22 protein-coding genes are annotated in these 25,805 nt (G+C 70.4%); 19 read left to right on the top strand and 3 right to left on the bottom strand.

The features are described from left to right. The first annotated feature begins 28 nt into the window (after positions 1–28). From B9S58_RS07125 to B9S58_RS07065, 13 genes are all read left to right on the top strand, one after another. On the top strand, positions 29–1,747 hold the full coding sequence (locus B9S58_RS07125) for a UDP-N-acetylmuramoyl-L-alanyl-D-glutamate--2,6-diaminopimelate ligase (protein WP_103531275.1): 1,719 nt from the start codon (positions 29–31) through the stop codon (positions 1,745–1,747). Between the two features lie 4 nt (positions 1,748–1,751). Beyond that, on the top strand, positions 1,752–3,173 hold the full coding sequence (gene murF, locus B9S58_RS07120) for a UDP-N-acetylmuramoyl-tripeptide--D-alanyl-D-alanine ligase (protein ID WP_103531274.1): 1,422 nt from the start codon (positions 1,752–1,754) through the stop codon (positions 3,171–3,173). Then, positions 3,170–4,240, top strand: a complete 1,071-nt coding sequence (gene mraY, locus B9S58_RS07115) for a phospho-N-acetylmuramoyl-pentapeptide-transferase (RefSeq protein ID WP_103531273.1) — start codon at positions 3,170–3,172, stop codon at positions 4,238–4,240. The genes murF and mraY overlap by 4 nt, the downstream gene beginning before the upstream one ends. Then, on the top strand, positions 4,222–5,667 hold the full coding sequence (gene murD, locus B9S58_RS07110; RefSeq protein WP_103531272.1) for a UDP-N-acetylmuramoyl-L-alanine--D-glutamate ligase: 1,446 nt from the start codon (positions 4,222–4,224) through the stop codon (positions 5,665–5,667). Before mraY ends, murD begins: the two co-directional genes overlap by 19 nt. Positions 5,668–5,731: 64 nt before the next feature. Next, positions 5,732–7,177, top strand: coding sequence for a putative lipid II flippase FtsW (ftsW, locus tag B9S58_RS07105; RefSeq protein WP_181009215.1), 1,446 nt, complete (start codon positions 5,732–5,734; stop codon positions 7,175–7,177). 6 nt (positions 7,178–7,183) lie between these two features. Next, positions 7,184–8,272, top strand: coding sequence for an undecaprenyldiphospho-muramoylpentapeptide beta-N-acetylglucosaminyltransferase (gene murG, locus B9S58_RS07100; protein WP_103531271.1), 1,089 nt, complete (start codon positions 7,184–7,186; stop codon positions 8,270–8,272). Positions 8,273–8,334: 62 nt separating this feature from the next. Next, positions 8,335–9,129 (top strand): cell division protein FtsQ/DivIB, encoded by a 795-nt coding sequence (locus B9S58_RS07095; protein WP_103531270.1) that lies wholly within the window; start codon positions 8,335–8,337, stop codon positions 9,127–9,129. A gap of 276 nt (positions 9,130–9,405) precedes the next feature. Then, entirely contained in the window at positions 9,406–10,629 is a 1,224-nt protein-coding gene (gene ftsZ, locus B9S58_RS07090; RefSeq protein ID WP_103531269.1) for a cell division protein FtsZ, read from the top strand. Continuing rightward, positions 10,626–11,366: a peptidoglycan editing factor PgeF gene (gene pgeF / locus B9S58_RS07085; RefSeq protein ID WP_103531268.1), complete on the top strand. Its 741-nt coding sequence runs from the start codon at positions 10,626–10,628 to the stop codon at positions 11,364–11,366. The genes ftsZ and pgeF overlap by 4 nt, the downstream gene beginning before the upstream one ends. A 6-nt stretch (positions 11,367–11,372) precedes the next feature. After that, entirely contained in the window at positions 11,373–12,092 is a 720-nt protein-coding gene (locus tag B9S58_RS07080; RefSeq protein ID WP_103531267.1) for a YggS family pyridoxal phosphate-dependent enzyme, read from the top strand. A 125-nt stretch (positions 12,093–12,217) separates the two neighbouring features. Continuing rightward, a complete protein-coding gene (locus B9S58_RS07075; protein WP_103531266.1) occupies positions 12,218–12,841 on the top strand; it encodes a cell division protein SepF in 624 nt (207 codons plus the stop codon). Positions 12,842–12,931: 90 nt separating this feature from the next. Next, positions 12,932–13,216, top strand: coding sequence for a YggT family protein (locus B9S58_RS07070; protein ID WP_006123846.1), 285 nt, complete (start codon positions 12,932–12,934; stop codon positions 13,214–13,216). Between the two features lie 49 nt (positions 13,217–13,265). Further along, complete coding sequence (locus B9S58_RS07065; protein ID WP_103531265.1) at positions 13,266–14,423, top strand: DivIVA domain-containing protein; 1,158 nt, start codon at positions 13,266–13,268, stop codon at positions 14,421–14,423. 266 nt (positions 14,424–14,689) lie between these two features. Here B9S58_RS07065 and ileS read toward each other — a convergent pair whose 3' ends face one another. Continuing rightward, complete coding sequence (ileS, locus tag B9S58_RS07060; RefSeq protein ID WP_103531264.1) at positions 14,690–17,833, bottom strand: isoleucine--tRNA ligase; 3,144 nt, start codon at positions 17,831–17,833, stop codon at positions 14,690–14,692. A gap of 559 nt (positions 17,834–18,392) precedes the next feature. On the opposite strand from ileS, the gene B9S58_RS07050 reads away from it, so the two are divergent. The 5 genes from B9S58_RS07050 to B9S58_RS07030 all read left to right on the top strand — a co-directional run bounded on the left by B9S58_RS07050 (position 18,393) and on the right by B9S58_RS07030 (position 22,980). Next, entirely contained in the window at positions 18,393–19,160 is a 768-nt protein-coding gene (locus tag B9S58_RS07050) for a TraR/DksA C4-type zinc finger protein (RefSeq protein ID WP_103531262.1), read from the top strand. Between the two features lie 58 nt (positions 19,161–19,218). Then, positions 19,219–19,809, top strand: coding sequence for a signal peptidase II (lspA, locus tag B9S58_RS07045; RefSeq protein ID WP_103531261.1), 591 nt, complete (start codon positions 19,219–19,221; stop codon positions 19,807–19,809). A 51-nt stretch (positions 19,810–19,860) separates the two neighbouring features. After that, positions 19,861–20,802: an RluA family pseudouridine synthase gene (locus B9S58_RS07040; protein WP_103531260.1), complete on the top strand. Its 942-nt coding sequence runs from the start codon at positions 19,861–19,863 to the stop codon at positions 20,800–20,802. Further along, positions 20,799–21,284, top strand: coding sequence for a GNAT family N-acetyltransferase (locus tag B9S58_RS07035; protein ID WP_103531259.1), 486 nt, complete (start codon positions 20,799–20,801; stop codon positions 21,282–21,284). Before B9S58_RS07040 ends, B9S58_RS07035 begins: the two co-directional genes overlap by 4 nt. A gap of 109 nt (positions 21,285–21,393) precedes the next feature. Further along, positions 21,394–22,980 (top strand): Na+/H+ antiporter, encoded by a 1,587-nt coding sequence (locus B9S58_RS07030; protein WP_103531258.1) that lies wholly within the window; start codon positions 21,394–21,396, stop codon positions 22,978–22,980. 43 nt (positions 22,981–23,023) lie between these two features. Here B9S58_RS07030 and B9S58_RS07025 read toward each other — a convergent pair whose 3' ends face one another. Beyond that, complete coding sequence (locus B9S58_RS07025; RefSeq protein WP_103531257.1) at positions 23,024–24,175, bottom strand: mechanosensitive ion channel family protein; 1,152 nt, start codon at positions 24,173–24,175, stop codon at positions 23,024–23,026. A 50-nt stretch (positions 24,176–24,225) separates the two neighbouring features. On the opposite strand from B9S58_RS07025, the gene B9S58_RS07020 reads away from it, so the two are divergent. Then, positions 24,226–24,804 carry a dienelactone hydrolase family protein gene (locus B9S58_RS07020; protein WP_103531256.1) on the top strand — a complete coding sequence of 193 codons (579 nt, stop codon included), beginning with the start codon at positions 24,226–24,228 and terminating at the stop codon, positions 24,802–24,804. 31 nt (positions 24,805–24,835) lie between these two features. Here B9S58_RS07020 and B9S58_RS07015 read toward each other — a convergent pair whose 3' ends face one another. Next, positions 24,836–25,651: a DsbA family protein gene (locus tag B9S58_RS07015; protein WP_103531255.1), complete on the bottom strand. Its 816-nt coding sequence runs from the start codon at positions 25,649–25,651 to the stop codon at positions 24,836–24,838. Positions 25,652–25,805 lie beyond the last annotated feature (154 nt).

The raw sequence follows: 25,805 nt of genomic DNA, 5'->3' as shown, positions 1-25,805 counted from the left end.
GCGAGCATCTCCTCCAAGGGAACCCTCAGTGACAACCATCACCCCCGATCCCGGGAACCGGAACGAGAACCGCCACAACCGGGGTCCCTCGCTTCGCGAGACGCCGCACCGGCCCGGTACGCTCACCGCCGTGCCCCACGCTGATCAGTCCCAAACCTCTCAGAAGGACGCGCCTGTGACCTACCCGGGAGCGCCCCGACCGGACCGGCTCCGGCCCACCCCTCTCGGCGAGCTGGCCGGCCGGCTCGGCGTCGAAACGGCCGGGGCCGGTGAGATCACCGGCATCACGCACGACTCGCGGGCCGTGCGCCCCGGCGACGTGTACGCGGCCCTGCCCGGCGCCCGCCTCCACGGCGCCGACTTCGCGGCCCAGGCCGCGGGCCTCGGCGCCGCAGCCGTCCTCACCGACCACGCCGGCGCCGAACGCGCCGCCGCCACCGGCCTGCCGGTCCTGGTCACCGAGGACCCGCGTGCCGTGATGGGCGAGCTGGCCGCCGACATCTACGGGCGGCCCGGCATCGGCCTCCTCCAGCTCGGCATCACCGGAACCTCCGGCAAGACCACCACCGCGTACCTCGTCGAGGGCGGACTGCGCGCCGCCGGACGCCCCACCGGGCTGATCGGCACCGTCGAGATGCGGATCGGCGACGAGCGCATCAAGTCCGAGCGCACCACCCCCGAAGCCACCGACCTCCAGGCCCTGTTCGCCGTCATGCGCGAACGCGGCGTCGAGGCCGTCGCGATGGAGGTCTCCAGCCACGCCCTGGTGCTCGGCCGGGTCGACGGCTGCGTCTTCGACGTCGCCGTCTTCAACAACCTCAGCCCGGAGCACATGGAGTTCCACTCCGGCATGGAGGACTACTTCCAGGCCAAGGCCCGGCTGTTCACCCCCGAACGCAGCCACCGCGGCGTCGTGAACTTCGACGACGAGTACGGCCGCAGGCTCCTGACCGAGTCCGGTGTGCCGGTCACCAGCTTCTCCGCCGAGGGCCACCCGGACGCCGACTGGCACGCCGAGGACGTCGAGGTCGGACCGCAGGACAGCACCTTCACCGCCGTCGGTCCCAAGGGCGAGCGGATCACCGCCCGCGCCCCGCTGCCCGGCCCGTTCAACGTCGCCAACACCCTCGCCGCGATCGTCACGCTGGCCGTCGCGGGCGTCGACCCGCAGATCGCCGCCGACGGCATCGCCGCCGTCCCCGGAGTCCCCGGCCGGCTGGAGCGGGTGGACGCCGGACAGCCCTACCTCGCCGTCGTCGACTACGCGCACAAGACCGACGCCGTCGAGTCCGTACTGCGCTCCCTGCGCAAGGTCACCGAGGGCCAGGTGCACATCGTTCTCGGCTGCGGCGGAGACCGCGACACCACCAAGCGCGGCCCGATGGGCGCCGCGGCGGCCCGGCTCGCCGACACCGCCGTACTGACCTCGGACAACCCCCGCTCCGAGGACCCCCTCGCGATCCTCGCCGCGATGCTCTCCGGCGCCGCCGAAGTCCCCGTCCACGAGCGCGGCGACGTGCTGGTCGACGCCGACCGCGCTTCCGCCATCGCCGCGGCGGTCGCCCGAGCCGAACCGGGCGACACCGTCCTCGTGGCGGGCAAGGGGCACGAACAGGGCCAGGACATCCACGGAGTGGTACGCGCCTTCGACGACCGCAAGGTCCTGCACGCAGCCATCGAGCGGTCCCTGACGCGCCCCGGCGCCGGGGACCGTGCTCCTCACCTCGAGAACAACAGTCAGGGATGACCAAGTGATCACCCTTTCCCTCGCCGAGATCGCCGAAATCGTCGGCGGGCAGTCGTACGACATACCGGATCCGGCCGTCACCGTGACCGGATCCGTCGTCATCGACTCCCGCGAGGTCGCGCCGGGCAGCCTGTTCGCCGCGTTCGCCGGTGAACGGGTCGACGGCCACGACTACGCCCGGCGCGCCGTCGAAGCGGGTGCGGCGGCCGTGCTGGCGGCCCGTCCCGTCGGCGTTCCGGCGATCGTCGTGGACGATGTCGTCGGCGCGCTCGGAGCCCTCGCCCGTGCCGTCGTGGAACGCCTCGGCACCACCGTCGTCGGCCTCACCGGATCCGCGGGCAAGACGTCCACCAAGGACCTCATCGCACAGCTCCTCCAGCGCAAGGGCCCGACCGTCTGGACGCCCGGCTCCCTCAACAACGAGATCGGCCTGCCGGTCACCGCCCTCACCGCCACCGCCGAGACCGAGCACCTGGTCCTGGAGATGGGCGCCCGCGGTGTTGGCCACATCCACTACCTGGCCGACCTCACGCCGCCCCGCATCGGCCTCGTCCTCAACGTCGGATCCGCCCACCTCGGCGAGTTCGGCAGCCGGGAGGCCATCGCCCAGGCCAAGGGCGAGCTGGTCGAGGTCCTGCCCGAGGACGGCTGCGCCGTGCTCAACGCGGACGACCCGCTCGTCCGCGCCATGGTCTCGCGCACCCAGGCCCGCGTCCTGCTCTTCGGAGAAGCCGCGGAAGCGGACGTACGGGGCGAGAAGGTCAGGATGACCGCCGACGGGCGGCCCTCCTTCGAGCTCCACACACCCACCGGGTGCAGCGACGTGACCATGCGCCTGTACGGTGAGCACCACGTGTCGAACGCGCTCGCCGCGGCCGCCGTCGCCCATGAGTTGGGCATGTCCGTGACCGAGATCGCCGAGGCGCTCTCGGAGGCGGGCACCCTCTCCCGCTGGCGCATGGAGGTCACCGAGCGTCCGGACGGTGTGACGGTCGTCAACGACGCCTACAACGCGAACCCCGAATCCATGAGAGCCGCACTGCGTGCGCTGGCTGCCATGGGCCGGGCCCGAAGGGCCGACGGGGGGCGCACCTGGGCGGTGCTCGGTCAGATGGCCGAGCTCGGTGACGCGTCGCTCGCCGAACACGACGCGGTCGGACGGCTCGCCGTCCGGCTCAACGTCAGCAAGCTCGTCGCTGTCGGGGGAAGAGAAGCCTCCTGGCTGCAACTGGGCGCATATAACGAGGGTTCGTGGGGTGAGGAGTCGGTGCACGTGTCCGACGCACAGGCGGCCGTCGACCTGTTGCGCAGTGAACTGCGCCCGGGAGACGTCGTGCTGGTGAAGGCGTCCCGGTCGGTCGGCCTGGAGAAGGCCGCCCAGGCACTGCTGGAGAACTCGACCGAGGGCGAGGTCGCCGGCCGATGAGGCAGATCCTCTTCGCGGGGGCCATCGGGCTCTTTCTGACCCTGGTCGGAACTCCGCTGCTGATCAAGCTGCTGGCCCGCAAGGGATACGGGCAGTTCATCCGGGACGACGGCCCGCGCACGCACGGCAGCAAGAAGGGCACGCCCACGATGGGCGGCATCGCCTTCATCCTGGCGACGATCATCGCGTACCTCCTCGCGAAGGTCCTCACGGGTGAGGACATCCGCTACTCCGGCGTCCTCGTGCTGTTCCTCATGGCCGGGATGGGGCTCGTCGGCTTCCTCGACGACTACATCAAGATCGTCAAGCAGCGTTCGCTCGGTCTGCGGGCCAAGGCCAAGATGGCCGGACAGCTGATCGTCGGCATCGCCTTCGCGGTGCTCTCGCTCCAGTTCCCCAACTCCATGGACTACACCCCGGCCTCCGACCGGCTCTCGTTCGTCGAGGACTTCGGCTGGTCGATCGGCCCGGTGCTGTTCTGCGTCTGGGCGCTGTTCATGATCCTCGCCATGTCCAACGGCGTGAACCTCACGGACGGCCTCGACGGGCTGGCCACCGGCGCCTCGGTGATGGTCTTCGGCGCCTACACCTTCATCGGCCTCTGGCAGTTCCAGGAGTCCTGCGCCAACGCGGCCAACCTGACCAACCCCAGCGCCTGTTTCGAGGTACGCGACCCGCTCGACCTCGCCGTCGTCGCCTCCGCCCTGATGGGGGCCTGTTTCGGCTTCCTGTGGTGGAACACCTCGCCCGCCAAGATCTTCATGGGCGACACCGGCTCGCTCGCCCTCGGCGGCGCGATCGCGGGCCTCGCGATCCTCTCCCGCACCGAGCTCCTGATGGCCGTCCTCGGCGGCCTCTTCGTGATGATCACCATGTCCGTGGTCATCCAGGTCGGTTCGTTCAAGATGACCGGCAAGCGGGTCTTCCGGATGGCGCCGCTCCAGCACCACTTCGAACTCAAGGGGTGGTCCGAAGTCCTTGTCGTGGTCCGCTTCTGGATCATCCAGGGCATGTGCGTGATCGTCGGCCTCGGCCTCTTCTACGCGGGATGGGCAGCCAAGAAGTGAGCAGCACCGTGGACTGGCAGGGCAAGCACGTCACCGTCGCCGGGCTCGGCGTCAGCGGTGTCCCCGCCGCCCGCGCCCTGCACGAGCGCGGCGCGCTCGTCACCGTGGTCAACGACGGCGACGACGCCCGTGCCCGCGCTCAGGCGGCCGAACTGGAGGCGTACGGCATCACGGTGCGTCTCGGCGACGGCGCCACCCTGCCGCCGTCCACGGAACTCGTCGTCACCGCCCCCGGCTGGCAGCCGGACAAACCGCTCTTCCTGGCTGCCGCCGAGGCGGGCGTCCCCGTCTGGGGCGACGTCGAACTGGCCTGGCGACTGCGTGGCGCGGGTGGCCGGGAGCCGGCCCCCTGGCTCGCGGTCACCGGCACCAACGGCAAGACCACGACCGTACGGATGCTCGCCTCGATCCTCGAAGCCGCGGGCCTGCGCACCGCGGCCGTCGGCAACATCGGCGTATCGCTGCTGGACGCGGTGCTCGGCGAGACCGAGTACGACGTCCTCGCCGTCGAACTCTCCAGCTACCAGCTGCACTGGGCGCCCTCCCTGCGCGCCCACTCCGCCGCCGTCCTCAACCTGGCGCCGGACCACCTCGACTGGCACGGCTCGATGGAGGCGTACGCCGCCGACAAGGGCCGCGTCTACGAGGGCAACACGGTCGCCTGCGTCTACAACGTCGCCGACCCGGCCACCGAGGACCTGGTCCGCGAGGCCGACGTCGAGGAGGGCTGCCGGGCCATCGGCTTCACCCTCGGCGCCCCCGGCCCCTCGCAGCTCGGCGTGGTCGACGGCATCCTCGTCGACCGGGCGTTCGTCGCCAACCGTCAGAAGCAGGCCCAGGAGCTGGCCGAGGTCACCGACGTCAACCCGCCGGCCCCGCACAACATCGCCAACGCCCTCGCCGCCGCCGCCCTCGCCCGTGCCTTCGGCGTCGAACCGGCCGCCGTACGCGACGGACTGCGGGCCTTCCGGCCGGACGCCCACCGCATCGAACACGTCGCGGACATCGACGAGGTCGCCTACGTCGACGACTCCAAGGCCACCAACACCCACGCCACCGAGGCCTCCCTCGCCGCCTACGACTCCATCGTCTGGATCGCGGGCGGACTCGCCAAGGGCGCCACCTTCGACGAGCTGGTCACCGGTGCGGCGAAGCGGCTGCGCGGCGTCGTACTGATGGGTGCCGACCGGGAGCTGATCCACGAAGCCCTGACGCGACACGCCCCCGAAGTCCCGGTGGTCGACCTCGACCGGACCGACACTGGGGCGATGTCCGAAGCGGTCGCGCGGGCGGCCGCGCTCGCCCGGCCGGGCGATACGGTACTGCTGGCCCCGGCCTGTGCCTCGATGGACATGTTCACCAACTACAACAAGCGGGGCGAGGCGTTCGCGGACGCGGTCCGCGCGCGCGCCGACGAGAGCGCCTGACCGACCGCGCCTCCGCGCCCGGGGTCACGGGCCCCGGGCACGAGCAGTGGAGGGGACAGCGACAATGCCGGCCGACGAGAGATGCGCCGTACGGCGGGACCGCGCACGGGCCTCGGTTCCCCGCCTCCTCGCCGCGGCGCCCGCACCCTCCGGAGTACCACTGCCCCCCGGGCTCGCTCTGCGTGGGCGCCTCGCCACCGGCATCCGGCGTCCCGAGACGCCCCGCGGCTCCGGACGCGGCGGCTCGGGCTCCCGCACCCCGCGCACCGGCCGCGGCGGCGGACCGCGCCGGACCTACGAGCGGGCAAGGCGGGCCTGGGACCGGCCACTGACCGCCTACTACGTGATCCTCGGCTCCAGCCTCCTGATCACCGTGCTGGGCCTGGTGATGGTCTACTCCGCCTCGATGATCAAGGCGCTGGACATCAGCAAGCCCCCGACGTACTTCTTCGGCAAGCAGTTCCTCGCCGCCGTCGTCGGGGGCGCTCTGATGCTGATCGCCGCCCGGATGCCCGTGAAACTCCACCGGGCGCTGGCCTACCCGATACTGGCGGTCACCGCCTTCCTGATGGTCCTGGTCCAGGTGCCGGGGATAGGGAAGTCGGTCAACGGCAACCAGAACTGGATCTACCTGGGCGGCCCGTTCCAGCTCCAGCCCAGCGAGTTCGGCAAGCTGGCCCTCGTCCTGTGGGGAGCGGACCTGCTCGCCCGCAAGCAGGACAAGCGGTTGCTGTCACAGTGGAAGCACATGCTCGTGCCGCTCGTCCCGGTCGCCTTCATGCTGCTCGGACTGATCATGCTCGGCGCCGACATGGGGACCGCGATCATTCTCACGGCGATCCTGTTCGGTCTGCTCTGGCTGGCCGGCGCCCCCACCCGGCTGTTCGTCGGCGTCCTCGGCTTCGCCGCCGTCATCGCGTTCCTCCTGATCAGGACCAGCCCCAACCGGATGTCCCGGCTCGCCTGCATGGGAGTGAGCGAACCCGATCCGGAGGGCGGCTGCTGGCAGGCCGCACACGGAATCTACGCTCTGGCGTCCGGTGGATGGTTCGGTTCCGGACTGGGGGCGAGTGTGGAAAAATGGGGCCAACTCCCGGAACCCCACACCGACTTCATCTTCGCGATCACCGGTGAGGAACTGGGTCTGGCGGGGACGCTGTCCGTGCTCGCCCTGTTCGCGGCTCTAGGCTATGCGGGTATCCGCGTGGCCGGACGCACGGAGGACCCCTTCGTGAGGTATGCCGCAGGAGGCGTGACCACGTGGATCACGGCCCAGGCCGTGATCAACATCGGTGCGGTGCTCGGCCTGTTGCCGATCGCCGGGGTTCCGCTCCCGCTGTTCTCCTACGGGAGATCGGCCCTGCTGCCGACGATGTTCGCGGTCGGGCTGATGATCGCCTTCGCACGGGAGGACCCCGCCGCGAAGGCGGCCCTGGCCATGAGGAAGCCCGGGGTGAGATGGAAGACGATGAGACGGCGCGTCAAGAAGCGTCCGTCCGGAGAGCGGTGAATTTCGGTGCATGTCGTACTCGCCGGCGGGGGGACCGCCGGACACATCGAGCCCGCGCTTGCCCTCGCAGACGCCCTGCGCAGGCAGGACCCGACCGTGGGCATCACTGCCCTCGGCACGGAACGCGGACTGGAGACCAGGCTCGTGCCCGAGCGGGGGTACGAGCTGGCGCTCATCCCTGCCGTCCCACTGCCCCGTAAGCCCACGCCCGAACTGATCACCGTCCCGGGCCGGCTGCGCGGCACCATCAAGGCCGCCGAGCAGGTCCTGGAGCGGACCAAGGCGGACTGCGTGGTCGGCTTCGGCGGTTACGTCGCGCTGCCCGGCTACCTGGCCGCCAAGCGGGCCGGTGTGCCGATCGTGGTCCACGAGGCCAACGCCCGCCCGGGCCTGGCAAACAAGATCGGCTCGCGATACGCCCACGGGGTCGCCGTCTCCACCCCGGACAGCAAGCTGCGCGGCGCCCGCTACATCGGCATCCCGCTGCGTCGCACCATCGCGACCCTGGACCGCGCCCGGGTCCGCCCGGAGGCCCGCGCCTCCTTCGGCCTCGACCCCAACCTGCCCACGCTGCTGGTCTCCGGCGGCTCGCAGGGTGCGCGCCACCTCAACGAGGTGGTCCAGCGGGTGGCGCCGCTGCTCCAGCGCTCCGGGATCCAGATCCTTCATGTGGTCGGCCCGAAGAACGAATTGCCACGGATCGACAACATGCCCGGGATGCCGCCCTACATCCCGGTACCGTACGTGGACCGGATGGACCTCGCGTACGCCGCGGCCGACATGATGCTCTGCCGCGCCGGCGCGATGACCGTCGCCGAACTCTCCGCCGTGGGGCTCCCCGCCGCCTACGTCCCGCTGCCCATCGGCAACGGCGAACAGCGGCTCAACGCCCAGCCGCTGGTCAACGCCGGCGGCGGCGTGCTGGTGGACGACGCGGCGCTCACCCCGGAATGGGTGCAGGGCAACGTCCTGCCGGTAATGTCGGACCCTCACCGGTTGTACGAAATGTCCCGCGCCGCGGCCGAGTTCGGCCGGCGCGACGCCGACGACCTGCTCGTCGGCATGGTGTACGAGGCGATCGCCGCACGCCGCTAGGCGTACGGCGCGATGCGGTGCGGATCCGGGGCGGGTGCCCCGGATCCGGCGAAGGAGCGAGCGTGGCCGGACCGACGACCGCCCAGCGCGGCGCATCCGGGCGGGCGGACACCTCCGCTCGCCCGCCGTACATCGGCCCCGAAGGGCCCCGGATCAGCCGCCGTACGCTGCTGATCCTGATCGCGGTGGTGGCCGCCCTGCTCACCGCGTTCGTGATCTGGGTGCTGTACGGGTCCTCCTGGCTCCGCGTCGAGAAGGTCAGCACGAGTGGCGTCGAGGTCCTGACCCGCGAAGAGGTGGAAGCGGTTGCCGCCACTCCGGTCGGCGCCCCGCTGGTCTCCGTGGACACCGGCGCCATGGAGCGCCGGTTGCGCCAGAAGTTGCCTCGTATCGACACAGTTGATGTCGTTCGGTCCTGGCCGGACGGCATCGGCCTTAAGGTGACGGAACGGAAGCCGGTCCTGCTCGTCGAGAAGGACGGGAAGTTCGTGGAAGTGGATGCCAAGGGCGTGCGCTTCGCCACCGTGGACACGGCGCCGGAGGGTGTGCCCCTGCTGGAGCTGACTCCCGAACCGTCCGCGAGCCTTCGCCGCTTCGGCGGTGACCGTCTGTTGCGGGAAGCGGTCCGGGTGGTCGGCGACCTTCCGACGGGCGTCGCCAAGGACACCGAGACCGTACGGGTCAACTCGTTCGACGCGATCTTCTTGCGGCTCACCCGGGATCGTGTGGTGACCTGGGGGAGCGGCGAGGATGGTCCGGTGAAGGCACGCGTCCTCACCGCACTCATGAAAGCCGCCCCCAAAGCGGGACACTTCGACGTAAGCGCTCCCACCGCCCCGGCAGTGTCGGCGAGTTGACGGGCATCAGTGCTGGCCAGCACCCTGGTTGGTCAGCGCTACGGGTGATCACATAGGGTGAAAAGAAAAACGGGAGGTTCGGCGTGTTCGTTGAACGTGCGCCACTTGTCGACTTAGTGTCCTGTTCGGAAGAGTCCAGGAAGCAGACACACTGGTAACCCTAAACTTGAACGTTAGGGTTTGGGTCGGCGTTCGGACCGTCCCCATCGACATCAGTCGTCGCCGCGGGTCCACCGCAGAGCGACGACACGTAACTCGAGGCGAGAGGCCTTCGACGTGGCAGCACCGCAGAACTACCTCGCAGTCATCAAGGTCATCGGTGTCGGCGGCGGTGGTGTCAATGCCATCAACCGAATGATCGAGGTCGGTCTCAAGGGCGTCGAGTTCATCGCGATCAACACGGACGCACAAGCCCTGTTGATGAGCGACGCCGACGTCAAGCTCGACGTCGGCCGCGAACTCACCCGGGGCCTCGGCGCCGGGGCGAACCCGGCCGTCGGTCGTAAGGCGGCAGAGGACCACCGTGAGGAGATCGAGGAGGTCCTCAAGGGGGCCGACATGGTCTTCGTCACCGCCGGAGAGGGCGGCGGCACCGGCACCGGCGGCGCACCCGTCGTCGCCAACATCGCGCGCTCGCTCGGCGCCCTGACGATCGGCGTGGTCACCCGCCCGTTCACCTTCGAGGGCCGGCGACGCGCGAACCAGGCGGAGGACGGCATCGCCGAACTCCGCGAAGAGGTCGACACCCTCATCGTCATTCCCAACGACCGACTGCTGTCCATCTCGGACCGCCAGGTCAGTGTGCTCGACGCGTTCAAGTCGGCCGACCAGGTGCTGCTCTCGGGTGTCCAGGGCATCACCGACCTCATCACCACGCCGGGTCTGATCAACCTCGACTTCGCCGACGTCAAGTCGGTCATGTCCGAGGCCGGGTCGGCGCTCATGGGCATCGGCTCGGCACGCGGCGACGACCGCGCGGTGGCGGCGGCGGAGATGGCGATCTCCTCGCCCCTCCTGGAAGCCTCCATCGACGGCGCCCGCGGTGTCCTGCTCTCCATCTCCGGCGGCAGCGACCTCGGTCTCTTCGAGATCAACGAGGCCGCCCAGCTGGTGAGCGAGGCGGCGCACCCCGAGGCCAACATCATCTTCGGCGCCGTCATCGACGACGCCCTGGGCGACGAGGTGCGGGTCACCGTGATCGCGGCGGGCTTCGACGGCGGACAGCCGCCGACCCGCCGGGAGAACGTGCTCGGCGCGAACAGCAACAAGCGCGAGGAGCCGGCCGCCCCGGTCAGGTCCTCCGCCGAGTCCACGCGCCCGACGGGCGGACTCGGTTCCGTACCTCCGCGCGAGGAGAGCCCGGCCCCGGCCGAGCAGGCCCCCGCGTCGGCTTCGAGCGAGAGCGCGCTCGGGCCGGTCGCTCCGCCGCACGTCCCGCCGGCCCGTCCCTACCAGGACACCCAGGCCGAAGAGCTGGACGTTCCGGACTTCTTGAAGTGATAGCTCAGCACCAGGCGGCACCCGTCACGGGCAGCGCTCAATTCGCCTTCACCGACCGGTGGGGCGGAGTGAGCGCCGCTCCGTACGGTGAGCTCAACCTCGGCGGCGCGGTCGGCGACGACCCCGCCGCCGTCGGCGCGAACCGGGAGCGTGCGGCCCGTCGCCTCGGTCTCGACCCGGCGTCGGTCGTCTGGATGAACCAGGTGCACGGCCGGGATGTCGCGGTGGTGGACGGACCCTGGGGTGCGGACGCGGACATTCCGGCCGTGGACGCGGTGGTGACCGCCCGGCGCGGGCTGCCGCTCGCGGTCCTCACCGCCGACTGCACCCCCGTTCTTCTGGCCGACCCGGTCGCCGGAGTCGTCGGGGCGGCGCACGCCGGGCGGCCGGGGCTGGTCGCCGGGGTCGTTCCGGCGGCGGTCGAGGCCATGGTCGCGCTCGGCGCACACCCCTCCCGGATCACCGCGCACACCGGGCCGGCCGTCTGCGGACGGTGCTACGAAGTGCCGGAGGCGATGCGGGCCGAGGTCGCCGGGGCCGTCCCCGGCGCCTGGTCCGAGACCAGCTGGGGAACCCCGGCGGTCGACGTCACCGGCGGAGTCCACGCCCAGCTCGCCGCCCTCGGTGTGGCGGACCGGCACTCCTCGCCGTACTGCACCCTGGAATCGGGCGACCACTTCTCGTACCGCCGCGACCGCACCACCGGGCGGCTCGCCGGATATGTCTGGTTGGACTGATAGGGCATGACGGACCGTAAGGCTCAACTCGCCGCGAATCTGGCACAGGTGGAGGAAAGGATCACCTCCTCCTGCACCTCGGCCGGTCGCAAGCGCGAAGAAGTGACCCTGATCGTGGTCACCAAGACCTACCCCGCGAGCGATGTGCGGATCCTGCATGAACTCGGTGTGCGCCATGTCGCGGAGAATCGTGACCAGGACGCGGCCCCCAAGGCCACCGCTTGCGCGGATCTTTCGCTGACATGGCACTTTGTCGGACAATTGCAGACGAACAAGGTTCGTTCTGTGACCAGTTATGCCGATGTCGTGCAGTCGGTGGACCGCGCCAAGCTGGTCACCGCCCTCTCCGCCGCCGCGGTGCGCGGAGAGCGTGAACTCGGCTGTCTGATCCAGGTCGCCCTGGACGCGGAGGGCGGTGCGCGCGGTGAGCGCGGCGGCGTCGCGCCGGACGGGGTCGAGGAGTTGGCGGCCGCGATCGGCGCGGCTCCCGGACTCCGGCTCGACGGCCTGATGACCGTGGCGCCGCTGGCAGGGGAGTACGCCGGCCGGCAACGGGCCGCTTTCGACCGGCTGATGGAAATCTCATCCCGCCTGCGCGCCGGTCATCCGGCTGCGAACATGGTCTCCGCAGGTATGAGCGGGGACCTGGAGGACGCGGTGGCGGCCGGAGCGACACATGTACGCGTCGGTACGGCGGTACTCGGAGTCCGACCCCGGCTCGGGTAACGTCGCGAAGCAAGTCGGACCACAGCAGAAAATATGGTCATTACCGCTTACGGCGGACAGGCCACAGTGGATCGCGGGCACTTGGTGACGAATGCCGATCCACCACAGAGCGGAGGACTCGGAGCATGGCCGGCGCGATGCGCAAGATGGCGGTCTACCTCGGCCTCGTGGAGGACGATGGGTACGACGGTCCGGGGTTCGACCCCGATGACGAATTCGAACCTGAGCCGGAGCCCGAGCGCGACCGGCGGCGGCATCAGCCCCCGCACCAGGTGGAGCGAGAGCGTGAGCGCGAAAGGGGCGAACCGGTGCGAGTGGTGCAACCGCCCGCGCAGCGCGAGCCGGTTCAGCTCCCCGCGGAAAGCGGGCGACCCGCCCGAATCGCCCCCGTGGCATCCATCACACCTGAACGCCCGAACATGGAGAAGAACGCACCGGTGATCATGCCCAAGGTCGTGTCCGAGCGGGAGTCGTACCGCATCACCACGCTGCACCCCAGGACCTACAACGAGGCCCGTACCATCGGGGAACACTTCCGTGAGGGCACTCCGGTGATCATGAATCTCACGGAGATGGACGATACGGACGCGAAGCGACTTGTCGACTTTGCCGCAGGACTCGTCTTCGGTCTCCATGGCAGCATTGAACGCGTGACGCAGAAGGTGTTCCTGCTGTCGCCTGCTAACGTCGATGTCACGGCGGAGGACAAGGCCCGCATCGCAGAGGGCGGATTCTTCAACCAGAGCTGAGAACACGACACCGGGAACAACCCGGCCGAGAGGCCGGTGCCGGCCACGAGGCCGGAGCTACGAGAGCCAGGGGAGAGGGAAGCGCGGGACATGGGCGTCGCACTGGATGTGGTCTATATCGCGCTGATGTGTTTCCTCATCGTGCTGATCTTCCGGCTGGTCATGGACTATGTCTTCCAGTTCGCACGTTCATGGCAACCCGGCAAGGCGATGGTGGTCGTACTTGAGGCCACCTACACTGTCACCGATCCACCGCTCAAGCTTCTGCGGCGATTCATCCCGCCGCTGCGTCTCGGGGGCGTGGCACTCGACCTGTCCTTCTTCGTTCTGATGATCATCGTCTACATCCTGATCAGCGTTGTGGTCAGGTTGTGAGCGATACGGTCTTGCCGACTGCCGACGACTACGTAGAGGTGAAGAAGAGATGCCGTTGACCCCCGAGGACGTGCGGAACAAGCAGTTCACGACCGTCCGCCTCCGAGAAGGCTATGACGAGGACGAGGTCGATGCCTTTCTAGACGAGGTCGAATCGGAGCTGACCCGTCTGCTCCGTGAGAACGAGGACCTGCGCGCCAAGCTGGCCGCCGCGACGCGTGCCGCCGCGCAGAACCAGCAGCAGCAGCAACAGCAGCAGCAGGGCATGCGCAAGCCTCCGGAACAGCAGGACCGCCCGGGTGCCCCCGTTCCTGCCGCCATATCAGGACCGCCGCAGCAGCAGCCCCCGCAGATGGGTCCGCCCCAGCTGCCCGGTGGCGCGCCGCAGCTGCCCGCAGGTCCCAGTGGCCACGGCCCCCAGGGCGGCCACGGTCCCGGTCCGCAGGGTCCGCACGGCTCCGGTCCGATGCAGGGCGGTCCCATGGGTGGCCCGATGGGTGGCCCCATGGGTCAGCACCCCCAGCAGCAGCAGATGCAGCAGATGCAGCCGCCGCAGATGCAGCAGCAGCAGGGGCAGGGCCCCGGTGGCGACAGCGCCGCCCGTGTCCTCTCGCTCGCACAGCAGACCGCCGACCAGGCGATCGCGGAGGCCCGTTCCGAGGCCAACAAGATCGTCGGCGAGGCGCGCAGCCGTGCCGAGGGCCTGGAACGCGACGCGCGCGCCAAGGCCGACGCCCTGGAGCGGGACGCGCAGGAGAAGCACCGTGTGGCCATGGGCTCGCTGGAGTCGGCCCGCGCGACGCTGGAGCGCAAGGTCGAGGACCTGCGCGGCTTCGAGCGCGAGTACCGCACGCGGCTGAAGTCCTACCTGGAGAGCCAGCTGCGTCAGCTGGAGACCCAGGCGGACGACTCGCTCGCCCCGCCGCGGACTCCGGCGACCGCTTCGCTGCCGCCGTCCCCCTCGCTGGCCCCGGCCGGTGCGGGTGCGATGGGTCACTCCATGGGCGGCTCCAACCACGGCGGCCACGGCGGCCAGCAGATGGGCGGCGGCCAGTCCATGGGCGGTGCGCCGTCCTACGGCGGCCAGCAGCAGATGTCGCCCGCGATGACGCAGCCCATGGCGCCGGTGCGGCCGCAGGCGCCGCAGCCGATGCAGCAGGCACCTTCGCCGATGCGTGGGTTCCTGATCGACGAGGACGACAACTGAGCGGTTCGCGCTCGCTGAGCGCGTAGCCGTCGGCAGGCGAAGGGCCGGGCCCCGGGATTTCCCGGGGCCCGGCCCTTCGCCGTGGGCGGCGCGTCCCTGGCTCCCTTCGTCCTTAGAGCCCCGAAACCAGCCCGTCCGGCGATTGAGGACATCTTGTAGCCTCGCCGGCGATTGAGGCGCGGGGGTTCGGGGGCGGGGCCCCTGAGGGGGTACGGGGAAGGGCCCGGCCGGAACGCTTCCGGCCGGGCCCTTCGCTTGCGTACGGGCTACTGCTTGCGCAGGCGGAACGTCAGGGCCAGGCCCTCGTCCTCGAACACCTCGCCGTACGTGGCGTCCGCCTCGCCCTCCGCGTAGTCCAGGGCGAGCACCTCGTCGGAGATCAGCGGGGTGTGCTCGGTGAGGGCCTCCACCGTCGCCGGCGACGTCGAGGTCCAGCGGACGGCGATGCGGTCGGCGACGTCCAGGCCGCTGTTCTTGCGGGCCTCCTGGATCAGGCGGATCGCGTCACGGGCCAGGCCCGCACGGCGCAGATCCGGGGTGATCTCCAGGTCCAGGGCGACCGTCGCGCCCGAGTCGGAGGCGACCGACCAGCCCTCGCGCGGGGTCTCCGTGATGATGACCTCGTCGGGGGAGAGGGTGATCTGCTCGCCGTCCACCTCCACCGAGGCGGTGCCTTCGCGCAGGGCGAGCGAGAGGGCTGCCGCGTCCGTGTCCGCCACCGCCTTGGCCACCGCCTGCACGCCCTTGCCGAACCGCTTGCCCAGGGCCCGGAAGTTGGCCTTCGCGGTCGTGTCGACCAGCGAACCGCCCACCTCGGAGAGCGAGGCGAGCGATGTGACGTTCAGCTCCTCCGTGATCTGCGCCCGCAGTTCGGGGGAAAGCGACTCGAAGCCCGTCGCCGCCACCAGTGCTCGCGACAGCGGCTGGCGGGTCTTCACGCCCGACTCGGCGCGCGTGGCCCGGCCCAGCTCCACCAGGCGGCGCACCAGTGCCATCCGGGTCGAGAGCGCCGGGTCGATCGCCGACGGGTCCGCCTTCGGCCAGGAGGAGAGGTGGACCGATTCCGGGGCGTCGGGGGTGACCGGCGCGACCAGGTCCTGCCAGACCCGCTCGGTGATGAACGGGGTCAGCGGGGCCATCAGCCGGGTCACCGTCTCGACGACCTCGTGCAGCGTGCGCAGCGCCGCCTTGTCGCCCTGCCAGAAGCGGCGGCGCGAGCGGCGTACGTACCAGTTCGAGAGGTCGTCCACGAACGCCGAGAGCAGCTTGCCGGCGCGCTGGGTGTCGTAGCCCTCCATCGCGACCGTCATCTGGTCCACCAGCGCGTTGAGTTCGCTCAGCAGCCAGCGGTCCAGGACGGTGCGGTCCGCCGGGGCCGGGTCGGCCGCCGACGGGGCCCAGTTGGAGGTGCGTGCGTACAGGGCCTGGAAGGCGACCGTGTTCCAGTAGGTGAGGAGCGTCTTGCGGACGACCTCCTGGATCGTGCCGTGGCCCACCCGGCGTGCCGCCCACGGGGAGCCGCCCGCCGCCATGAACCACCGCACCGCGTCCGCCCCGTGCTGGTCCATCAGCGGGATCGGCTGGAGGATGTTCCCCAGGTGCTTGGACATCTTGCGGCCGTCCTCGGCGAGGATGTGGCCCAGGCAGACGACGTTCTCGTAACTCGACTTGTCGAAGACCAGGGTGCCGACCGCCATCAGCGTGTAGAACCAGCCGCGAGTCTGGTCGATGGCCTCCGAGATGAACTGCGCCGGGTAGCGGCTCTCGAAGATCTCCTTGTTCTTGTACGGGTAGCCCCACTGCGCGAACGGCATCGAACCCGAGTCGTACCAGGCGTCGATGACCTCCGGTACGCGGTACGCCTCCAGCTGGCATTTCTCGTGCGAGCAGGTGAAGGTGATCTCGTCGATGAACGGGCGGTGGGGGTCGAGCGACGACTGGTCGGTGCCCGTGAGTTCTGTGAGTTCCGCGCGTGAGCCCACGCACGTCAGGTGGTTGTCCTCGCAGCGCCAGATCGGCAGCGGCGTGCCCCAGTAGCGGTTGCGGGAGAGCGCCCAGTCGACGTTGTTGTTCAGCCAGTCGCCGAAGCGGCCGTTCTTGACCGAGTCCGGGAACCAGTTGGTCTTCTCGTTCTCCTGGAGGAGCCGGTCCTTGATCGCGGTCGTACGGATGTACCAGGACGGCTGTGCGTAGTAGAGGAGCGCGGTGTGGCAGCGCCAGCAGTGCGGGTAGCTGTGCTCGTACGGGACATGGCGGAAGAGCTTGCCGCGTGCGTCCAGGTCCGCGGTGAGCGCCTCGTCGGCCTTCTTGAAGAAGACGCCGCCGACCAGGGGCAGATTCTCCTCGAACGTGCCGTCCGGGCGGACCGGGTTGACCACCGGCAGGCCGTACGCGCGGCAGACCAGGAGGTCGTCGGCGCCGAACGCGGGGGACTGGTGGACCAGACCCGTACCGTCCTCGGTCGTCACGTACTCGGCGTTGACGACGTAGTGCGCCTCGGCGGGGAAGTCGACCAGCGCGAAGGGGCGCTCATAGGTCCAGCGCTCCATCTCGGCGCCGGTGAACGACCGGCCGGTGGCCTCCCAGCCCTCGCCGAGCGCCTTCTCCAGGAGCGGCTCGGCGACGACGAGCTTCTCCTCGCCGTTCGTCGCGACGACGTAGCGGACCTCGGAGTGGGCGGCGACCGCCGTGTTGGAGACCAGTGTCCAGGGGGTGGTCGTCCAGACCAGGAGGGCCGCCTCACCGGCCAGCGGGCCGGAGGTGAGGGGGAAGCGGACGAAGACCGAGGGGTCGACGACCGTCTCGTAGCCCTGGGCCAGCTCGTGGTCGGACAGGCCGGTGCCGCAGCGCGGGCACCAGGGGGCGACCCGGTGGTCCTGGACCAGCAGGTCCTTGTTGAAGATCTCCTTGAGCGACCACCACACGGAGTCCACGTACTCCGGGTCCATCGTGCGGTACGCGTCGTCCAGGTCGACCCAGTAGCCCATGCGGGTCGTCAGCTCGGCGAACGCGTCGGTGTGCCGGGTCACCGACTCACGGCACTTGGCGTTGAACTCGGCGATGCCGAACGCCTCGATGTCCTTCTTGCCGTTGAAGCCCAGCTCCTTCTCGACCGCGAGCTCGACCGGCAGGCCGTGGCAGTCCCAGCCGGCCTTGCGGCCGACGTGGTAGCCCTGCATGGTGCGGAAGCGGGGGAAGACGTCCTTGAAGACGCGGGCCTCGATGTGGTGCGCGCCCGGCATGCCGTTTGCGGTGGGCGGGCCCTCGTAGAAGACCCACTCGGGGCGGCCCACGGACTGGTCGAGGCTCTTGGCGAAGACCTTGCTCTCGCGCCAGAAGTCGAGCACGGCGTGCTCCAGCGCGGGCAGGTCGACCTGGGCGGGTACCTGGCGGTACTGCGGCGATGTCATGTGCGGCTTCCTCCGGCGGACGTGTTCCACTTCCGTCGGAGGGACGAGAGCGTCTCGGCTCCCGCGGTACCACCCTCCTTGGCCCCGGGTGTGCGCCCGTGGCCCCCTCATTGGGGTCGCGATGCCGGGTCTAGTGGCTTGAGCCCGTGGGGGCCCACGGTTCCAAGCGTTCTTCCGGCGGCTCCGGGGTGATCTTCACGACGCGCTCGCCCCCGGGCTCCCACCGTCCCCGGGTCGCTGCTGGCTGCGTACGGCGCTACTCGTCCCATCCAAGCCTCTCGCTGGGGCCAGTGTACGGGCCCGTACGGGCGACGGCCGACCGGTTATCGGCGGCGCGCGGACGTGACTCGACTGGCGGGACGGGGTCCCAGGACTTCCCGGCGAGGTCCGGGGGCCGGATTACCGGGCGGGGAGCTGGGAACAACGGAGGCAGGCGCGCCACGACCGGATACGGGGAGGGGGGAGAAGGCGGCGTGCCCCGTTGCCGCGGGGCTGGAGTCGATTTATCGTCCCAGCACGATTCGCGAGCAAGATCACAATATGTGAAGGGGCCGCGGCCATGGTGGCGAAGAAGACGGCGGAAGAGACCGCGGCTGAGCACGACGGCACCCACGAGCCACCGGCCGGCCAGGAGGCCGCGCCCGCGAAGAGGAAGAGCACGGCGAAGAAGGCCGTCGCCAAGAAGACGGCGGCCAAGAAGAGCGCGGCGAAGAAGACGGCGGCCGGCGAGGAGCCGGCCGCGAAGAAGAGCACCGCCAGGAAGAGCGCGGCAAAGAAGGCGTCGGAAAAGGCCGCGACGGCGGCCACGGAGGCGGCCCGGGCCGCCGAGCAGACGGGAGCCCACACGGTGGTAGCCAAGAAGAGCGCGAGTCGTTCCGCAGCAGGAGCACAGGCCACGGCCCCCGTGCCGCCGGCCCGCGCCGCCGCCCCCGACGAGCTGGCCGTCCGGCCCGGGGAGGACCCCTGGACGCCCGAGGAGGTCACCGAGGCGCGGACGCTGCTGACCAGCGAGACGCTGCGGCTCCGCAGTGAGCTGGAGGCCTCCGGCGCGGCCCTCGCCGGTCTCATGCGGGACTCCGGGGACGGCGCGGGCGACGACGAGGCCGACACCGGCACCAAGAACATCACCCGCGAGCACGAGCTGTCGCTGGCCGCCAACGCCCAGGAGATGCTGGAGCAGACCGAGCGGGCGCTGGCCCGTCTGGAGGCGGGGACGTACGGGCTCTGCGAGGTCTGCGGCAAACCGATCGGCAAGGCGCGGATGCAGGCCTTCCCCCGGGCCACCCTGTGCGTCGAGGACAAACAGAAGCAGGAGCGGCGCGGCTGATCCGCACAGGTGTGTCGTACGCTCATCCTCAGTCAGGCACCTAGGTCGAGGGATTCACGTGGCAGAGGCGGAGCGCATCATCGGTACGCCGGAAAATCCCGATGCCGAGGGCACGGACGAGGGCGGCAGCACGGCCGCCGACGCCGCCGTGAACGCGGGGCGGGGCAAGCGGAAGGTCCTCGTTCTCCTGAGCGTGGCCGTCGTGGCCTATCTCCTGGACCTGGTCACCAAGATGGTCGTGGTCGCGAAGCTGGAGCACCAGCCGCCGATCGACATCATCGGCGACTGGCTGCAGTTCCGGGCGATCCGGAACGCGGGCGCCGCGTTCGGGTTCGGCGAGGCGTTCACGGTGATCTTCACCATCATCGCCGCCGGGGTGATCGTGGTGATCATCCGGCTGGCCCGCAAGCTCTACAGCCTGCCGTGGGCCATCGCCCTGGGCCTCCTCCTGGGCGGTGCGCTCGGCAACCTCACCGACCGCCTCTTCCGGGCGCCCGGCGTGTTCGAGGGCGCGGTGGTGGACTTCATCGCCCCCAAGCACTTCGCCGTCTTCAACCTCGCCGACTCCGCCATCGTGTGCGGCGGCATCCTCATCGTGATCCTCTCCTTCAAGGGCCTCGACCCCGACGGGACCGTCCACAAGGACTAGAGGGACGCCCGGGCGGCGCGGGGAGCGGCGGGCGCAAGGCATACTCGACAGGTGAGTACGCACCCCGAGATCCGCACCCTGCCCGTACCGGACGGCCTGGAAGGCGAGCGTGTCGACGCCGCCATCTCCAGGATGTTCGGTTTCTCCCGCACCAAGGCCGCCGAGCTGGCCGCAGCCGGGAAGGTCCAGGTGGACGGTTCGGTGGCCGGGAAGTCCGAGCGGGTCCACGGGGGCGCCTGGCTGGAAGTGGAGATGCCGCAGGCGGCCGCTCCCGTCCAGATCGTCGCCGAGCCCGTCGCGGGCATGGAGATCGTCCACGACGACGACGACATCGTCGTCATCATGAAGCCGGTCGGCGTCGCCGCCCACCCCAGCCCCGGCTGGACCGGCACCACCGTCATCGGCGGCCTCGCCGCCGCCGGCTACCGGATCTCGACGTCCGGCGCCGCCGAGCGCCAGGGCATCGTCCACCGCCTCGACGTCGGTACCTCCGGCCTGATGGTCGTCGCCAAGTCCGAGCGGGCCTACACCCTGCTCAAGGCCCAGTTCCGCGACCGGATCGTCGACAAGAAGTACCACGCCCTGGTCCAGGGCCACCCGGACCCGATGAGCGGCACCATCGACGCCCCCATCGGCCGCCACCCCAACCACGACTACAAGTGGGCGGTCACCGCCGAGGGCAAGCCGTCGGTGACCCACTACGACCTGATCGAGGCCTACCGCGCCGCCAGCCTTCTCGACATCAAGCTGGAGACCGGCCGCACCCACCAGATCCGGGTCCACATGTCCGCCCACCGCCACCCCTGTGTCGGCGACCTCACGTACGGCGCGGACCCGACCCTGGCCAAGCGCCTCGGGCTGACCCGCCAGTGGCTGCACGCCGTGCGCCTGGGCTTCGAGCACCCGAGCGACGGCAGCTGGGTGGAGTTCGCCAGCACCTACCCGGCCGACCTCCAGCACGCCCTCGACACCATCTCCGCGGAGAGCCAGTGAGCTCCGCCCCATCTCCGTACAGCACCCGCAGGGCCGCCGAGGAGAGCGACCTCCAAGCCTGCTTCCAGGTCCGCAAGGACGTCTTCGTCGGTGAGCAGCACGTGCCCGAGGAACTGGAGTACGACGCCTACGACGCGACCGCGGTGCATGTCCTGGCCGTCGCCGCGGACGGTACCGCGCTCGGCACGGGACGGCTGCTGCACGGCGCGGACGCGGCCGGCAGGACCGGCGGCGACTTGGCCGTCGGCTCGCTGGGCCGGCTCGCCGTGAGCCGGGAAGCCCGCGGCCTCGGGGTCGGCGCGGCCCTCGTACGGGCCATCGAGGGCGAGGCACGGAAGCTGGGCCTGGCCGCCGTCGACCTGCACGCCCAGACCCACGCCCTCGGCTTCTACGAGCGGCTCGGATACGTCGCGTACGGCCCCGAGTTCCCCGACGCGGGCATGCCGCACCGGGCGATGCGGCGGGAGATCCCCCCGGCCTGAGTGCCGGAATCGGGGGGGATCGGCCGAATCGCGCACTCCGCGTGACAGGGTGGGAGCCTTGTTCGGCCGCCCGTGATGTGCCGGACCCGCACGCTGGGGAAGGCACCTCGTGGAACAGATGTCCTTGCTCCTCCTCCTGCTGTTCGGAGCCGTGGTCACCGTGCCGCTCGGAGCACGGCTGGGGCTGCCGGCTCCGGTGCTGATGACGCTCGCCGGCATCGCGATGGCGTTCATGCCGTTCGTGCCGAACGTCGGCATCCCACCGGAGATCATCCTCCCCGCGCTGCTCCCGCCGCTGCTCTACGCCACCGCGCAGCGCACCTCCTGGCGGCAGTTCGCCGCCAACAGACGCCCGATCTTCCTGCTGGCCGTGGCCCTCGTCTTCGTCACCACGGCCGTCGTCGCCGCGGTCGCCAACGCGATCGTGCCGGGGCTGCCCATCGCAGCGGCCGTCGCCCTCGGCGCGCTCGTCGCCCCGCCCGACCCGGTCGCGGCGACCGCCGTGGCGGGCTCCGTGGGGCTGCCGCGCCGGCTGGTGTCGATCCTGGAGGGCGAGGGGCTCTTCAACGACGTGACCGCCATCGTGCTCTACCACGTGGCCATCGCCGCCGCCGTCAGCGGCACCTTCTCGCTCCCCGAGGCCTTCGGACTGCTGGTCCTCTCCGCCGTCGTCGCGGTCGCCGTCGGCCTCGCGCTCGGCTGGCTCACCATCAAGCTGATGAACCTGTTGGGCGACGCCACCCTCCAGGTCGGCCTGACGCTGCTGGTGCCCTTCGTCGCCTACGTCCTCGCGGAGGAGCTGATGGGCTCCGGCGTGCTGGCCGTCCTGACCGTCGCGCTGTTCCTCGCCGAGCACACCGCCGACGCCGACGACGTGCTGGGCCGGCTCACCGGACGTACCTTCTGGGACATCGTCGACACCCTGGTCACCGGTGTGGCCTTCGGGCTGATCGGCCTGGAGCTGCACAGCGTGTTCGGCACCGCCGACGGGCACGCCCTGGAGATGGCCGGCTGGGGGCTCGCGATCGTCGCGGTCGTCGTCGGCGTACGGCTGCTGTACCTGCTGCCCGCGACCTGGCTGGCCAAGCGGCTGCACACCCGCCGGGACGTCAGCGAGGAGATCCCCACCAGCTGGCGGGAGACCGTCGTGATGTGGTGGGCCGGGATGCGCGGGGTGGCATCGGTCGCCCTGGCGCTGGCGATCCCGCTGGAGACCAACGACGGGCAGCCCTTCCCCGGGCGCGACGAGATCATCTTCATCGCGTTCGCCGTGATCATGGCCACCCTGGTCTGCCAGGGGCTCACCCTGCCCTGGCTGGTGCGGAAGCTGAAGGTCCGGGCCGACACCGACGCCGAGGAAGCGCTGGAGCGGGAGCTCGCCGTCCGGGCCGCCAAGGCCGCCAAGTTCCGCCTCAAGGAGATCCAGGAGGTCGAGGAGTTCCCCGAGGAGGTCGTGGAGCGGCTCCAGCGCGCCGCGTACGACATCGGGGCCCGGATCAGCCCGGACATGGTCGACGAGGAGCGGCGCGAGGCCTACGCCAAGCGGGCCGAGCGCTTCAAGGCGATCAGCCGTGTCCAGCGCGAGATGATGTCGGCCGCCCGCCACGAGGTGCTCTCCGCCCGCAGCGAGCCCGGCTCCGACCCGGAGGTCGTGGACCGGGTGCTGCGGTCTCTGGACGTCCGCTCCCTGCGCTGAACCGTCCCGGGCACGCCCCGCGCCGGACCACCCGGGCGCGGGTTCAGCCTTGGCCCAGGCGCGGGGCCTTGGAGTCGCCCCGGCCGGCGGGCGACTCCGTTCCGCTGCCGCCCGCCCGGCTCGTCGAGCCCGTCAGCTCCGCCCACTGCTCGCCCGGCGGCAGCAGGGCGGGGGAGGTGGCGATCCGCGGCAGCGCGTACGGATGGTGGTCGCGCAGCCAGCCGATCAGCTGCTCGCGCACCGCGCAGCGTGCCGTCCAGATGTCGTTCGCGTCCTTCGCCGTGACCACCGCGCGCACCTCGATGGTGGTCGGTGTGGTGTCGGTGACGGCCAGCGACCAGTCCCGGCCGTCCCATGCGGCGATGTCCCCGAGGAGGTCCCGCAGCTTCTCCCGCATCGCGGCCACCGGAGCGGAGTGATCGAGCTGGAAGTAGACCGTGCCGGTCATCTGCGCCCCACCGCGCGACCAGTTCTCGAAAGGCTTGCTGGTGAAGTACGAGACCGGCATCGTGATCCGCCGCTCGTCCCAGGTCCGTACCGACAGGAACGTCAGGGTGATCTCGTCGATCGTGCCCCACTCGCCGTCCACCACCACGGTGTCACCGATCCGCACCATGTCGCCGAACGCGATCTGGAGCCCGGCGAAGAGGTTGCCGAGCGTCGACTGGGCGGCGACGCCCGCGACGATGCCGAGCAGACCGGCCGAGGCCAGCATCGACGTGCCGACCGCCCGCATCGGGGGGAACGTCAGCAGCATCGCCGCGATGGCGACCACCGTCACCACGGCGATGACCACCCGCTGGATCAGGGTCACCTGCGTACGGACCCGGCGGACCCGGGCCGGATCGCGGGTGGCCGCCGCGTACCGGCTGTAACTGGCCTCCACGACCGTCGCCGCGACCCGCACCACCAGCCAGGCGGACGCGCCGATCAGCACCAGGGTCAGGACCTGGCCTATTCCGACCCGGTGGTCCCACACCCAGGCGATGCCCGACTGGCGGTAGCTGCCGCGCAGCAGCGCCGTGATGATCACCACCTGCAACGGAGGCCGGCAGCGCCGCAGCAGCCCCCACAGCGGGGTCTCGTGATGACGGCTGTCGGCCCGCCGCAGCAGCAGGTCGACCAGCCAGCCGACCAGCAGGGTGATCACCACGGCACCGCCGATCACGATCAGCGGGCGCAGCACGCTTTCCATTTCCTTGGTCCTCCAAGCGGTGGGGCAGCCCTCTGGGTACAAATGGCACCATGGGCCTCATGAACATCATGCTTTTCCACTCGACGTACGGGCTCAGGCCCGCCGTGCACGCCGCGGCCGCGCGTCTCAGGGACGCCGGCCATGAGGTGCGCGTGCCCGATCTGTTCGAGGGGCACACCTTTGACACGGTGGAAGAGGGGATGGCCTACAAGGACGAGGTCGGCAAGGAGGAGCTGCTGAAGCGGGCCGTGCTCGCTGCCGCGCCCTACTCCGACCAGGGGCTCGTCTACGCCGGCTTCTCCCTCGGCGCGGCGATCGCGCAGACCCTGGCCCTGGGTGACGCGAAGGTCCGCGGGCTGCTGCTGTTCCACGGTACCTCGGACATCGCCGAGAACGCCTCGGTGGACGAGCTCCCCGTCCAGCTGCACGTCGCGGACCCGGACCCCTTCGAGTCCCACGACTGGCTGAACAGCTGGTACCTCCAGATGCAGCGGACGGGCGCGGACGTGGAGGTCTACCGCTACCCCGGGGCCGGGCACCTGTTCACCGACCCCGATCTGCACGACTACGACCAGGCGGCCGCCGAGCAGACCTGGAAGGTCGCGCTCGGCTTCCTGGCCACCCTGTAGAAGCGGGCGGCGGCCCCGGGGCCGCCGGGCGCTACGCCTTCAGCGCCTTGTCGACGGCCTTCGTGAACTCGTCGGCCGTCATGGGGGCGTTCTCGCTGCCCTCCGCCGTGACCTTCTTGTCGTCCATCTTCAGCGTCGGCGTGCCCTGCACCCCGCTCTTGTCGAACGTCTCGGACATCTTCATCGCCCAGGCGTCGTACGTGCCGTCCTCCACGTTCTTCTGGAAGGCCTTGTTCCCGTTCAGGGCGTCGACGGAGTCCGCGATGTCGATGAGGTAGCTGTCCTTGGCGAACTTGTCGTCGCTCTCCTCGGGGTGGAACTCCGCCGAGTACAGCGCGGCCTTGTACTCCATGAACGCCTCGGGGCTCACGTCCAGCGCCGCACCGAGCGCGCTCAGGGCGTTCTTGGAGCCCTCGCCGTTGTCGGTGTTGTCGATGAAGGTCGCGCCGACGTACTTGACCTTGTACTTGCCGGCCTCGACGTCCTTCGAGACGGTCTCGCCGACACCCTGCTCGAACGTGGCGCAGACCGGGCAGCGCGAGTCCTCGTACAGCTCCAGGGTCTTCTTCGCGCTCGACTTGCCGACCACCACGGTGGTGCCGTCCTTGCCCGAGGTGTTCTTCGGCGCGGTGACGTTCTTCGCGTCGGCGGCCGCCTCCCAGGCGTCCGGCTTGTTCAGCTGCGTCACGCCGTAGCTGATGCCGCCGACCACGGCGAGGGCGGCGACGACCGAGCCCGCCACGACGAGCTGCTTGCGGGTCTTGTCCTTCTTGGCCTGGCGCTCGCGCTCGGCGCGCAGCCGCTCGCGGGCCGCTGCCTTGTTCGCCTGGGTGTTGCGCTTGCTCATGATCGTTCTCCGTGAGTACGTGTAGCTACGTGTGTGGGGAGTGGGCGCTGCCGCCGTGCGTGCGTCGCCGTGCCCTCAGGCAGCGGCGTACATCGCGGGCGGCGGGCCCCTGCGTCCCACACAGTGCACGAGGAAGCGGGCGGTCAGCGGCGGG

Origin of the sequence: Streptomyces sp. SM11 (assembly GCF_002910905.1) — a bacterium.
Classification (GTDB): Bacteria; Actinomycetota; Actinomycetes; order Streptomycetales; family Streptomycetaceae; genus Streptomyces.
Note: the sequence above shows the minus strand (reverse complement) of the source record. Positions and strands in the feature narration are given on the sequence as shown.